The organism is Veillonella sp. CHU732 (assembly GCF_003992085.1).
GTDB lineage: Bacteria > Bacillota > Negativicutes > Veillonellales > Veillonellaceae > F0422.
Map to the genome: position 1 here is coordinate 13,601 of NZ_RQVC01000007.1, position 13,625 is coordinate 27,225.

14 protein-coding genes are annotated in these 13,625 nt (G+C 41.7%); 10 read left to right on the forward strand and 4 right to left on the reverse strand.

Annotated elements, in window-relative coordinates; all coding sequences use genetic code 11:
- The first annotated feature begins 64 nt into the window (after positions 1 to 64).
- Positions 65 to 850, forward strand: coding sequence for a tRNA pseudouridine(38-40) synthase TruA (truA, locus tag EO121_RS04260; RefSeq protein ID WP_127166394.1), 786 nt, complete (start codon positions 65 to 67; stop codon positions 848 to 850).
- Between the two features lie 212 nt (positions 851 to 1,062).
- Positions 1,063 to 1,365, forward strand: coding sequence for a hypothetical protein (locus EO121_RS04265; protein ID WP_009353198.1), 303 nt, complete (start codon positions 1,063 to 1,065; stop codon positions 1,363 to 1,365).
- Between the two features lie 104 nt (positions 1,366 to 1,469).
- Here the strand turns inward: EO121_RS04265 and EO121_RS04270 are convergent, their stop codons facing one another.
- Complete coding sequence (locus EO121_RS04270) at positions 1,470 to 2,840, reverse strand: NCS2 family permease (RefSeq protein ID WP_127166281.1); 1,371 nt, start codon at positions 2,838 to 2,840, stop codon at positions 1,470 to 1,472.
- Positions 2,841 to 3,063: 223 nt separating this feature from the next.
- Positions 3,064 to 4,434, reverse strand: coding sequence for an NCS2 family permease (locus EO121_RS04275; protein ID WP_127166283.1), 1,371 nt, complete (start codon positions 4,432 to 4,434; stop codon positions 3,064 to 3,066).
- A 334-nt stretch (positions 4,435 to 4,768) separates the two neighbouring features.
- On the opposite strand from EO121_RS04275, the gene EO121_RS04280 reads away from it, so the two are divergent.
- From EO121_RS04280 to guaD, 4 genes are all read left to right on the forward strand, one after another.
- Positions 4,769 to 5,185, forward strand: coding sequence for an Rrf2 family transcriptional regulator (locus EO121_RS04280; RefSeq protein ID WP_127166285.1), 417 nt, complete (start codon positions 4,769 to 4,771; stop codon positions 5,183 to 5,185).
- 28 nt (positions 5,186 to 5,213) lie between these two features.
- Complete coding sequence (locus tag EO121_RS04285) at positions 5,214 to 5,660, forward strand: MarR family winged helix-turn-helix transcriptional regulator (protein WP_127160988.1); 447 nt, start codon at positions 5,214 to 5,216, stop codon at positions 5,658 to 5,660.
- 151 nt (positions 5,661 to 5,811) lie between these two features.
- On the forward strand, positions 5,812 to 7,017 hold the full coding sequence (locus EO121_RS04290; RefSeq protein WP_127166287.1) for an MFS transporter: 1,206 nt from the start codon (positions 5,812 to 5,814) through the stop codon (positions 7,015 to 7,017).
- A gap of 118 nt (positions 7,018 to 7,135) precedes the next feature.
- A complete protein-coding gene (guaD, locus tag EO121_RS04295) occupies positions 7,136 to 8,413 on the forward strand; it encodes a guanine deaminase (protein WP_127166289.1) in 1,278 nt (425 codons plus the stop codon).
- A 143-nt stretch (positions 8,414 to 8,556) separates the two neighbouring features.
- Here guaD and EO121_RS04300 read toward each other — a convergent pair whose 3' ends face one another.
- Complete coding sequence (locus EO121_RS04300; RefSeq protein ID WP_127166290.1) at positions 8,557 to 9,978, reverse strand: cell wall metabolism sensor histidine kinase WalK; 1,422 nt, start codon at positions 9,976 to 9,978, stop codon at positions 8,557 to 8,559.
- 3 nt (positions 9,979 to 9,981) lie between these two features.
- On the reverse strand, positions 9,982 to 10,656 hold the full coding sequence (locus EO121_RS04305; RefSeq protein ID WP_127166292.1) for a response regulator transcription factor: 675 nt from the start codon (positions 10,654 to 10,656) through the stop codon (positions 9,982 to 9,984).
- Between the two features lie 184 nt (positions 10,657 to 10,840).
- Here EO121_RS04305 and EO121_RS04310 point away from each other — a divergent pair, with 184 nt between their 5' ends.
- The 4 genes from EO121_RS04310 (at position 10,841) to EO121_RS04325 (ending at position 13,616) form a co-directional block, all read left to right on the forward strand.
- Positions 10,841 to 11,332: an ECF transporter S component gene (locus EO121_RS04310; RefSeq protein WP_164725861.1), complete on the forward strand. Its 492-nt coding sequence runs from the start codon at positions 10,841 to 10,843 to the stop codon at positions 11,330 to 11,332.
- A complete protein-coding gene (locus EO121_RS04315) occupies positions 11,325 to 12,035 on the forward strand; it encodes a hypothetical protein (RefSeq protein WP_127160994.1) in 711 nt (236 codons plus the stop codon). The genes EO121_RS04310 and EO121_RS04315 overlap by 8 nt, the downstream gene beginning before the upstream one ends.
- Positions 12,036 to 12,051: 16 nt before the next feature.
- A complete protein-coding gene (locus tag EO121_RS04320; protein WP_127166294.1) occupies positions 12,052 to 13,005 on the forward strand; it encodes a hypothetical protein in 954 nt (317 codons plus the stop codon).
- Positions 13,006 to 13,094: 89 nt separating this feature from the next.
- Positions 13,095 to 13,616 (forward strand): GNAT family N-acetyltransferase, encoded by a 522-nt coding sequence (locus tag EO121_RS04325; RefSeq protein WP_127166296.1) that lies wholly within the window; start codon positions 13,095 to 13,097, stop codon positions 13,614 to 13,616.
- Positions 13,617 to 13,625 lie beyond the last annotated feature (9 nt).

Below are 13,625 nucleotides of genomic sequence, written 5' to 3' on the forward strand. Positions count from 1 at the left end.
TATGCTAACCGCAGATATATATCATAAGGTAAAAAAACAGTAGAAAGAATAGGACATGCCAGATATGACAAGAACGATACAGCTCATCGTCGCCTATGATGGCACAGAGCTCTGTGGCTACCAACGGCAACAGAACGGACCTACAGTACAAGGTTATTTAGAAGAAGCCTTATCTAAGGTTTGTAATGAGCCCATCACGATTTATGGTTCTTCGCGGACCGACGCAGGTGTCCATGCTAGAGGACAAGTAGTGGCGTTTACAACTACGGGGAAGATTCCTGTAGACAATCTGATGCGTGCCCTCATCGCCCATATGCCACCGTATATCGTGGTCCGTGAGGCACAGGAGTTGCCATCGGATTGGAACCCACGGAATTATGTGAAAGGGAAAGAATACATTTATACCATTCATAATGATCCTGTGGTAGACCCACTGCAATTGCGCTATGCCTACCATGTGCGTAAACCTTTGGATATAGAAGCCATGAGGAGAGCGGCACAAGGCCTAGAAGGGACACATAATTTCAGTACCTTCAAAGGCCATAATACGACAGTACAAGATCCAGTAAAGACTATGTATGCGGTAAAAGTCATCCAAGATGGAACGACTGTACGAATCCATGTGTTGGGAGATGGATTTGTGTACCACATGGTGCGGAATATGGCAGGATTTTTGGTGGATGTAGGCTTAGGTCGCTTTCAACCAGAGGCCGTGCCACGGATCATCGCTGGTGAGAATAGACAGCTTATAGGAAAAACAGCACCTGCCCATGGACTGTGTTTAGATACAGTGTTTACCGATGAGGTTAGCTTACAAGAACGGGTGCAATGCATAACTAACCGTGTTTAGGGGTATGACCGATTTCAGTAGGTTACTATGAAAGCGGATGCATAGACAGTGTCCCAACACATACTATGATTACTTGGGTGGTGTATAGCCTTAGTATGTATGTGTGCGACACGAAGCATAGGTGCAAGTAGTTATGTAATTGCTATGGACTATAATATTTGTTAGTATATAAGCATAGCCCTACCATAGGGAGTACAATGTAGGAGGTTATCATGAAAGAAGACGGAATCCATACACATATTGCCATTAAAATGCCAGAATACATTATCGATGTAGATGAACTGGTGAATGACCCAGTGAATCGTCGTAAACTAGCTCGATTTATTATGAAACGCCATTTAGATATGGACAAAATTATTGAAGAATTTGTGAACAATCCAGAGAATGAAGCGGAGTTAATGCGTTTTGCTGCATCTGTGGTATTCTCCAAAACAGGCCGCGATATGAACGAATATAGCGAAGACTTGTTGCCATTGTTCTTTGAAGAAGCGGTGTACGAAGACGATTTGTTATAATTGCATAGATGGCAAGAAATAAAAAAAGGACTGTGATGCATGTATCGAATACATGTATACAGTCCTTTTAAATCGTCCTAAGATTCAATAAGCTACGTATTTAATTAGCCAAAGAATACATATTTAGCCAACACAATGGCACTCATAACATACACAAACCAGTGTACTTCTTTATGCTTACCAGTGATGACTTTAATAATTGGATAGATGATTAAACCGGCAGCTACACCGTTTGCAATGCTGTATGTGAAAGGCATTAAAACGATAACTAAGTAGGCAGGGAAACCTTCTGTCCAATCGGAGAAATCAATTTCACGAATGGACTCCATCATCAAAGCACCTACAAGAATTAATACAGGAGCAGTGGCTGCATTCGGTACTAAGGCGATTAATGGAGCAAAGAATAAGGAAAGAATGAACATAAATCCGCAAGTGACAGCAGTTAAACCAGTACGGCCACCAGCACCAACACCAGCGGCACTTTCAACGAAAGCTGTAATTGTACTAGAACCAAGCAGAGCACCAAAGCTAACGCCGAGAGAGTCCACAATCATCGCTTTTCCCAAGCCCGGGAATTTGCCAGCTTTTGGATCGGAAATACCAGCTTTGGCTGTGGTAGCAATCAATGTGCCCATGGAGTCAAATAATTCCACAAAGGTGAACGAGAAAATGATAGTTACAAGCCCAATTTGGAAAGCGGAGCCGATATCTAGCTGCATAAATGCGACTTTGCTGAAATCAGGTATGGCCATAAATGTTAATGTTTCAGGTAGCGTAGCAATACCTGTTACATAGGCGATAATCGATGTGGTAATGACACCTATGAGTAAAGCACCTGTGATGCGGCGCGCCATCAAAGCAGCGGAGAAAAACAATCCGAATAAAGATAAGAGAACTTCTGGATTTTTAAGATTTCCCAAGCTTAGTAATGTTTCAGAAGCTCCAGGAGCGCCATGACCTTTAGCAGCAATAATATCATGCAAGGTGCCTGGTTGTAAGGATAGGGAAATGGTCATTAATCCGGATAGCTTTAAACCGATAATACAGATAAATAAGCCAATACCTACAGTGATAGCGAACTTTAACGACGCAGGAATTACTTTGATGATAAGTAAACGTATATTTGTTACAGTTAATACAAAGAAGACGAGACCAGATATGAAGACGGCCCCCAATGCTGTTTGCCATGTTAATCCCATACCAATAACTACTGTAAAGGAGTAGAATGCTAAGAGCCCTACACCTGGTGCATAGGCTAATGGATAGTTAACAAATAGTCCCATAATCATAGTGACCAAACCACCACCTAAAGCAGTGGCGATTAATACGGCATCTCTGTCCATTCCAGCCAATCCTAATAAGTTAGGCGCTAGTAGCAAAATATATGCCATGGTAATGAATGTGGTGAGACCAGCGAGGATCTCTGTGCGAACTGAGGTGTTCCGCTCTTTTAATGCGAATAACCTTTCTAACATAGTAAAACCTCCTCCTCTATAACAAATTATGTTTACATTATAGCATAGCAACCATGAGAAAAAAAGATAGTTGATAAAAATTTGTGATAAAAATCACATAATTGAGAGTTGATATACATAGGATAGAAAGGGACGGAATAAAATAGGCATATATGGGTAGAATATAATGTAATTCATACCATATATGCCTATACTTATTTAGTTGAGTGTTAATGAGAATCGATTAATCAAAGAATACATATTTTGCTAATACGATAGCCCCTAATACGTACATGAACCAATGCACATCTTTATGACGGCCAGTGATACATTTCATCAACGGATATACGATGAGACCTGCTGCTACACCGTTAGCAATGCTGTATGTGAAAGGCATTAACACGATGACTAAATAGGCAGGGAATCCTTCTGTCCAGTCAGAGAAATCAATTTCACGGATGGACTCCATCATCAAGGCGCCTACCAAAATCAGTACAGGCGCTGTAGCTGCATTGGGAACTAATGCGATTAATGGAGCAAAGAATAAACAAAGGATGAACATGATACCACAAGTGACAGCTGTCAATCCTGTACGACCACCAGCGCCAACGCCGGCAGCACTTTCAACGAAAGCCGTAATCGTACTAGAACCAAGCATAGCACCAAAACTTACACCTAGTGAATCCACAATCATCGCTTTACCAAGACCAAGGAACTCCCCTTTTTTAGGATCCGCAATGCCAGCTTTGGAGGCGGTAGCAATTAAGGTACCCATGGAGTCGAATAGTTCAACGAAAGTAAAAGAGAAGATAATGGTTACAAGACCTACTTGGAAAGCAGAGGGAATGTCTAGTTCCATAAACGCAATCTTACTGAAGTCTGGAATCGCCATAATGCTTAGAGAATCTGGTAAGCTAGCGATACCGGTAGCATAGGCAATGATGGATGTGACGATGACACCAATCAATAGAGCTCCTGTTACTCTACGAGCCATCAAAGCGGCGGAGAAAAATAAAGAGAATAGGGATAAGAGAACTTCTGGATTGCCTAAGTTACCTAATGTTAATAAGGTTTCTGATGCGGCAGGTGCTCCATGACCTTTGGCAGTCACAATATCGTTCAATGTGCCGGGCTGCAAAGATAAAGCGATGGTCATAAGCCCAGATAGTTTTAAACCAATGATACAAATGAATAAGCCGATACCTACGGTAATGGCAATTTTTAAAGAAGACGGAATAGCCTCAATGATAAGCTGACGAATTTTAGTTAGCGTCAGTACAAGGAAGACGAGTCCAGAAATAAATACAGCACCTAATGCTGTTTGCCAGGTTAATCCCATGCCAAGGACCACGGTAAAAGAATAGAAGGCCAATAGACCAACACCAGGCGCCAAAGCGATAGGATAATTAACAAACAGTCCCATGGCGATAGTGACTAAACCGCCCCCTAAGGCTGTAGCAATTAATACAGCATCTTTGTCCATACCCGCTAAGCTTAGCAAGTTGGGTGCCAATAGCAAAATATATGCCATGGTAATGAAAGTAGTCAGTCCTGCAAGGACTTCTGTACGGATCGTAGTATTTCGCTCTTTTAGGGCGAATACGCGTTCTAACATGAGAAACCTCCTAAATAATTAAATAAAAATGCTCTTTTATTGTAGCATAGAGGAAGTTATAAGGATAGGTTTTCTGATAGAATATATTCAAAAAAATTATAAAAGTTAGATAATTATATAAAAATAACTAATAAATAAATGAGAAGTACACTGAGAGGTGACATTGGTTTTCAGTGTGTGTAAATATACAGTGAGATATTGTATATATGAGTATAATGCGTGGTAGTTATGCATTTTATATACTAAATATGTACACAATCTATATAGACAAACTTCGTTGTTATAGATATAATAGAGACTAGGAATAAATCCTACTTTTGAAGAGGTATTATCTATGAAAATTTCTACTAAAGGTCGATATGCATTACGTGTTCTAGTGGACTTAGCAGAACATAGCGTAGATCGAAATGTATCTATTCGCGAAATGGCGGAACGTCAAAGAATTTCTGATAAATATTTAGAAGGAATTGTAGCTCGATTAAGTGCTGCCGGGTACGTAAAAAGTGTGCGTGGTAAATACGGTGGCTATCAATTAACCAAAGAACCAAAAGAGTATACAGTCTATGATATTCTTGCGGCTACAGAAGATTCCATTGCCATTGTGGCTTGTTTAGAGGAAGAAGTGAACACATGTCCAATGAGCGATGGATGCCGTACATTACCATTATGGGAGCATTTACAAAATTATTTACGCGAGTACATGCAAAGTTTAACATTACAGGATGTCATCGACCGACATTTCTCAGTGTAAGCATTGAAAAGGGTAAGGGAAGTTGAAAGTGAAAAAAGAGAAAGAAAGATTAGACGTAGAAACCCATGTGGGGTTTCCTTTGTATGCAGCAGCTAAAGAAGTGTTTCGGGCATGCCAACCAGAATTGACTAAGGTTGGGTTGACCTATACGCAATATTTAGTGATGTCTGTTATTTGGGAATTGAAAAGCGTGAATTTAAAAGCCATTGGAACTCGATTGTTCCTAGATTCTGGAACATTAACACCATTGTTAAGGAAACTAGAATTAAAAGGATTCATTGTGCGTGAGCGAGTAAAAGAGGATGAGCGTTCCATGGAGATTACTTTAACAGCAAAGGGACAATCATTGCAGAAAAAGGTTCGCCACATTCCTGAGTTAATTGAGGTAAACATTGGCTTATCACCTGATGACCTACAAGTATTGCAAAGCTTATTGTACAAAGTACTACACAATGTAAAAGGCTATAAAATTTAATTACACTTACTTGTAAGGTGAGTAGAGGATTGTTGATACCACATCAACTATCCTCTATTTTTATTTCTTTAAATCCAGAGGGGTTTGTTGGACCAAGTAGTAGATATGTTACAATAAGGTTAAAATTTGAAGTTAGTAGAGGATGTGAAATATGAAACGATTACAACAAACAGGGATGGTAGCAGTGTGGATTCTCACGATAGGAATGTCGCTGCTAGCCATTTGCTATACAATGATTATTCCTTTTCTTCCCGTATACCTGTTAGAACTGGGAGTGGAACAGGAACACTTAGCCCTTTGGTCGGGCTTGTCATTTTCTATTTCTTTTTTTATTGCAGCGATTATGGCTCCCGTATGGGGGCGATTGGCAGATCAGCATGGAAAGAAGCTCATGGCAGTCCGGGCAGGGATTTTAATTGGCGTTTCCTATTTATGGAGCGCCTTTGTACAAGATGAATATCAATTTTTATTAGTGCGTGCGTTTCAAGGCTTTGCCAATGGATTTATGCCAGCCGCCATGACCATGGTGTCGTTGTCGGTGCCGAAGGAACGAGTGGGCACCGCGATGGGTATCTTTCAGATGGGATTAGTTCTAGGGAATACAGTGGGCCCCTTAACCGGTGGATTAACAGAATTAGCGGTAGGGATGCGCCCTGTGTTTATGGTGGCGGGCATTACCTTATTTATCGTTACCGCCGTCATCGCCATCTTTGTGAAAGAGCCAAAGGTTGAAAGTGTAGCCCCAGTGAAAGTTACTTCTTTTAAAGAAGATTTACAAGAGGCGAAACGAAATAAGGTATTACTCCATATTTTAGGGTTATATTTTCTAGTGCAATCTGTCATGCTCATGCTACAACCTATCGTGGCTATTTATGTGGGCGAATTAAAAGGTTCCATGGAAGGAGCTGCCATGTTAGCAGGGTCTATTCTCAGTGGTGGCGGTGTGATGGGTATGATTATGACTAATGTGTGGGCGGCTTATGGACAACGACGAGGATACTTTAAGGTTATCTCGTATGGGCTGTTGGGTACGGGAACCGTATTATTACTGCAAAGCTTACCATTTGGCCTATGGTGGTTTGGGGCATTGCAACTACTCATAGGAGTGTTCATTGTGGGTATCTTCCCATCCCTTGGATCCGCTATGACAGTGAATACCGATCCATCAGTGCGTGGTCGAGTATTTGGACTCGCCACCACATCGCAGCAATTGGGAAATATGATGGGGCCTTTATTTGCTAGCATAGTAGCGACCTATTGGGGTACCTCATATGTATTCCTCGTAGCAGGTATAGGGATGATGATCATTGGCTCTTTAGTATTGAAAGTCCATGGAAATCGCCCGAACATTCTATAAGTTGATAGACGGTATACACCAAGTGTGATATAATTCACTCATACAAAACATGCTATATGCGCATACTATTGTAAACTTCATACGGTAATTGTATAAGGTTATACACGGAGGTGGTTCTATGCAAGACACATTGATTTTGAAAGGACATATTCTGCACACACCGAGTCCAACACAGTTGGTAGCTATACCACATGGATATATTGTAGCTGTAGATGGTGTGGTTGTGTACTGTAGTGAAACTTTGCCAAGCTCTTATGAAGGATTGCCTGTAGTTGACTATGGAGATCAACTTATCATTCCGGGTTTTGTGGATACCCATGCCCATGCACCACAATATTGTAATCGTGGTCTTGGTATGGATAAAGAATTATTACCTTGGCTTGAGACGTATACATTTCCAGAGGAAACGAAGTTTAAGGATCCAGAGTATGCCCGTCTAGTATATAGTGCTTTTGTGCGTGATCTATGGCGACATGGTACCACCCGTAGTATTCTCTTTGGTACGATTCACAAGGACAGCACATTAGTGTTAATGAAACTATTGCAAGAAGCGGGATTATCTGCTTTCGTAGGCAAGGTGAATATGGACCGAAATAGTCCAGACTTCCTGATTGAAACTACGCAAGAGTCGTTAGCAGATACGAAAGCTTGGTTAGAAGAAGCAAAATCATTTGGTCCTCTTGTAAAGCCGATTATTACACCGCGTTTCGTGCCGTCCTGTACAAGTGAACTGATGCGAGGATTAGGGGAACTGGCCAAGGAATACGATGTGCCGGTACAATCGCATTTGTCTGAAAATTATGGGGAAATTGAATGGGTATCAGCGTTGCATCCTGAATCAGATAGTTATACCGATGTGTATTATGAACATCAACTGATGGGACAGACTCCAACGGTAATGGCCCATTGCATTCATTTGAGTGATGAAGAGATGGATCGCATGGAAGAAACGCAGACCATGGTGTCTCATTGTCCTTACTCTAACGTCAATTTATCCAGCGGTATTGCACCGATTCGTAAACTCTTAGAACATCATATCCCAGTGGGATTAGGATCAGACATTTCAGGAGGACATGCAGTGTCCATGGCGAAAGTGTTGATGGAAGCCATTGGCTTATCTAAAATGAAATGGGTAGAAGTAGACAATCAATATGCACCATTGACCTTAAGCGAAGCTTTCTACTTAGCCACTAAGGGTGGAGGAACATTCTTTGGTAAGGTAGGTAGCTTTGAAGAAGGCTATGAGTTAGATGCTCTTATCATCGACGATACGTCTATGTTTGATGCCAATGAACGGTCTTTAGAAGAGCGATTGGAGCGATGGATATATATCGGTGATGATCGTCATATTATGAAACGCTATGTGGCGGGTCGCTTAGTAGAAGAACCAAAATAATTTACATATACAAATAGAGGAACGTTGATCATGTTGGTCAACGTTCCTCTATTGTATATACAGTATTTTGTTACAGTGCCTTACTGACTATGTATGTGTTGTTAGATATATCTCTGTATTAGGGGGAATACGGGTCAGAGATTCTATACCTTCGTTTCCGGATCTGTATCCGTCTCGGATTGTATAGGTAAATGGAATCCAAAGACGGTGCGTACGTCTGGTGCGCTTTCTACTTCTAACGTACCTTCATGGAGTTGCACAACATTTTGTACAAAGAAGAGGCCAAGGCCGAGGCCTTTGTTTTCTTTTGATGTACGAGAGGGGTCTACTTGGTACAAGCGGTCCCAAATCATAGGGATACTTTCAGGTGGGATGCCGATGCCATCATCTTGAACGAAGATATGAATCGTATCGCCTAAGGAAACTTCAAAATGGATGGTATGGTGAGCAAATTTGAAGGCATTGTCCAATAGATTGGCCATAGCCTGTTGTAATAAGATTTGATTGCCATGAACAACGATTGCTTCATCAATATGGCTAGTAAAGGTTAATCCTTTTTCCTTACTCAATAGCGTATATGTATGGACTAATTGTTGTGCTACCTCTGAAAGGGGAACTGGTACCTTATCGATATTGGTTAAACTATCTAGGCGTGCTATTTCTAGTAATTGGGATACCATATCAGCCATGCCCTTACTTTGGACGAAAATATTTTGAAAGCTTTCCTTAGCTTCTTCTAAAGAAGACACATATTGGCGGGCATAATCACTTTCTGCTTGAATGACAGCGATAGGAGTGCGCAATTCATGGGATATATCGGAATTAAATCGTTTTTCCCGATTGGATGCCTCTTCTAAGCTGCTGAGCATATGGTTGAAAGTAGATGCCAACTGATACATGGTATCTCCCGATTGAGGGATATTTTCAATCCGTTCCGACAAATCTCGTTTCAATGAAATTTGTTCTGCTAAGCTTGTTACGGTGCGCACTGGTTTTAAACCACGCTGGATAATCCAATATCCACCAATGGTGGCAACAGTGACGAATAAGATGCCTCCTAGCAATAAAGCTAGGAACATATTGTTTGATTTTCTATCTAGAAAACTCATGGGCACAACGCCACGAATGTAGCCTTGTACACCAATTTGATGATGGATAGGAGCATCATAATACAAGAAAGAGTGAGCATCTTGGTTGACTTCGGTGATACCATCAAAAGAAGGTGGCGTATTTTTAGGGAATCGGTCTGGTGGATTACCTCGTAAGATGATGCCGTCATGGGAGTAGACCAACAGAAAGATACCCTCATCAAAAGGTTTGTATTTTCTTGGATGATTAGCAGCCTCAATGACCTTTTCTTGCAAGTCCGTACGCATTTCGTTTTGATCCCAAATGTGGGTAAATTGCATTACGAATGTAGCAAGGAGCCCAATCATTAGCAAGAGAAAGATAGAATACCAACTAGTGATCTTATACACCAAAGGAACACGTAATAGAACGGCCTCTATAGGATGCCATATAGGCTGTATGACACCATGGTACATACGATTGACGATAGAGCGCATAGATTATTCCTCGGTGCGGAATACATAGCCGACGCCACGAACCGTTTGAATTAATTTTTTATTTTCATCGATATCGACCTTTTTACGCAAGTCTTTGATGTATACGTCGATAAGGTTGGAGTAACTTTCATAGTCGTATTCCCACACATGGTCGAGAATTTGTTGGCGAGACAAGACGATATTGGGATTGCTTGCTAAATAGAATAACAAGTCAAATTCTTTGGCAGTTAACGTTAAGGGTTCGTCATTAAGAAAGACAGATCGACTTTTATGGTTGATACGCAAAGGACCAGCAGTGATATCTTCTACCGCTTGGTTGCGACCACGGCGAGCTAAGGCATAGATGCGAGCGATGAGTTCGTCAAACTCAAAGGGTTTCACTAAGTAGTCATCGGCCCCTAGGTTTAAGCCAGACACTTTATCTTCTAGGGCATCCTTGGCAGTTAAGAAGAGGACTGGTGTTTTGTTGCCTTCGGCGCGCATTTGTTTCACCACTTCATGACCATCCATTTTTGGCATCATAATGTCCATGACGATCACATCATAACTGGACGTAGAAATATAATCTAATCCATCTTCGCCGTTATAGCATTGGTCTACAATCATAGACTCTACCTTTAAACGTTTGGCGATAATATTATTCAACATTTCTTCATCTTCAATAATTAAGACTTTCATAAGAGCTCCTTTCATAGGTTAGTATATAGTTGTATTGTATCGTATTTTTAATATACTTTAAAGAGATATATGGAAGTAGTATAGCCGTTGTACATGAAAAGACCATGAATGATTGCTTTATGCGGTAGGGTCACCTATAATAAAGGTAGAAATTATGATTTGTTCTTCCCTAGGAGTGGTTATTATGAATATTAGAACAATGACGGCCTATGCCTTATTGATTGCTCTTTGCGCTATTGGCGGACAGATCCATTTTGGAGTGTATTCCATTGGATTTGATTCATCACCAGCCTTTGTGGGAGCCTTACTGTTAGGTCCTGTAGCGGGGGCTGTGCTAGGTGCTTTAGGACATATAGCAACAGCTGCCTCCACGGGTTTTCCTCTCAGTGTACCCATTCATGTAGCGGTCGCTATTATTATGGCAGGGACTGGGGCTAGTATTGGATATATAATGAAACGAATGACTTCATCTTTCTCTTATGTAGTGAGTGGTATACTGGGGTATATTGTTAATGTTGGTATTGGGATCGCCGTGATTGCATGGATGACACAGAGTACAGGGGTTGTTGCCATTTTATTTGTGCCTCTGTCCTTAGCCTATGTGTTGAACTATGTAGGGGCGGCTCTTGTAGTGAGTCAGTTGAATCGAGTGTTTGGTGGTAAACGACATGCGTGATATAACAAGACTTTCCTTGAAAGAGAATGAAGATTGGATCATTGCCAGTGATATTAGCAGTGGTATTGGGTTACAGGAGCATGATGTGCTAGCTGTACCCTATGCCATGGTGGGTGCCTTCGCAGCTCGTGTGGCAATGCTCGAAATTCTATGCGCTAGAGGTACTGTGAAAGCCATACAATACCTCATTGGCGGCGACTACGATACGGTGGTGATCTCTGTGGTACAGGGGATTCAAGAAGAACTGGATACACTAGGTATTACTGTGCCCATTAATGGTAGCCATGAAAGTAATATGAAAGTAAGCACTACCTCTGTAGGGATTACTGCCTTAGGAATCGGGGAGCCAGAAATGCTTGGCACAGGAGAACCCTATGCTGTGTACGTATTAGGGAAACCCTTAGTAGGTCATGAGGTGCTAGAACAACCAGAGTGGATTGTTACCTATGATGAGGTGAAACGAGCCTTGGCACATCCTAGCACATCTCGTGTGGTGCCCATTGGTTCTAGAGGTATCCGCCAAGAGTTGACGGTGGTCAGCTATTTAGAAGGGGCATCCATGGAGTCCATAGAACTGACTGATGATGAGTTAGATCATAGTGGCGGACCTGCTACGGCGGTGGTCGTCGCTGTTCGTACTAGTGGCGAAGACGCTTGGCTAGCAGACTTTCCAAAGGCGCAGTACGTAGGACGGCATAGGTAATAGAAAGGATATAGATATGAAACAATTACGATATTATATAGCGTTGGCACTAGTGGCTGGTGGATTGACGGTAGTTCAAGCAGAGGCAAACCCATATGGTGTAGTGAGTCCTCCTGATTGGGAATACCAAGCGCTCATGACCTTGGTAAAACATGGAGCGATTACGGATACTAAAGGGATAGACTTAGGGTCACGAGCATTCACTAGAAAAGAACTCATCCCTATGATGGCAGATGTGGTATCACGTCGTGAAACCATGAATGAAAGTGACCGAATGTTGGCATTGCGACTGTACAATGAAAATCGTCGGTCCATTATGAACTATGAAATAGAACAAGAAGAAGCAAAACAAGGTAAAGCACAGGTGGATAGTGCGGATGAGGGTACCCCAATCGCAGTGGAACCAGCTTTAACGAAGGAAGAAATCCAAAAGAAAATGGAGGCATTCCAAATCGATACATCTGCGTTGCCAAATCGTAGCGGTGTACAAGTACGCACCTCTCAACAAGGGTCCTTTCAGCGAAGCCATTTGGAATTAGTAGTGCCTTCGGTGAAGAACCAAGGAAACATAGCCTTACAACCAATTGATGGAGAAGTGCAAGAGGCTATGGCTGGCGGTCAATGGGATGCGTCCAAAAAGGAACAACGACCGCTTATGAAAGTGGCTAAACAAGAATGGGTTCTATTGCAAAAAGCAGAACGCAAACAAGAACGGTTAGATACAAAAGCACAACGAAAACAAGAAACATTGGTGAAGAAAGAGCAACAACGTTTAGCAAAGGCGGAACGAGCTAAGTTACAAGCAGAACAAAAATTGGTGAAACAGCAAGCGAAGGAACAAGCTCGATTAGCAAAACAACAGGCTAAGAAGGAAGCTCAATTAGCAAAACAGCAAGCTAAGGAGCAAGAAAGATTGGCAAAACAAGAGCAAAAAGAACGAGATAGACTGGCAAAGAAAGCTAAGAAATAAGGGAAATATATTTGATATTATCGAAGAAATTCGGTATACTAAGGGTTAGCAATCCATTTGGTGTACTTTCATCATGAACCGGAGGAACTATGATTATACGAGAAGAGAAAAAGCGTGAATTTTATACGGTCACAGCTCTCGTGCGTGAAGCCTATATCAGTGCGGATCGCAGTACAGGGCGAGAATATAAACTAGTGGAATTATTGCGCGAGTCTGATGCGTATATTCCTAAGTTATCCTTAGTGGCTGTTATTGATAATGCCATTGCAGGATATGGTATGTTCTTACGTGGTAAAGTAGGCGATCAGGACGTACTCATCTTGGGCTTACTGGCAGTAGCGCAGTCTATGCGTGGACATGGTGTAGGGGGTGCGCTCATTTTAGAAGGCCAACGATTGGCACGTAAAATGGGATACTCTTACTTATTTGTACATGGTAGTAATGTATACTATCCACGGTTGGGTTATGATTTTGCACACAAATTTGGTGTAGAACCGCCAGCAGGATTGGACCGGGACCATATGATGGGGATTAAGCTTGATGCCCAAGCAGAGCCTTTACAAGGTGTATTGGAATATCCGGAACCATTTAAAACCCTAGAAATGTTCTAGGTAGCTACG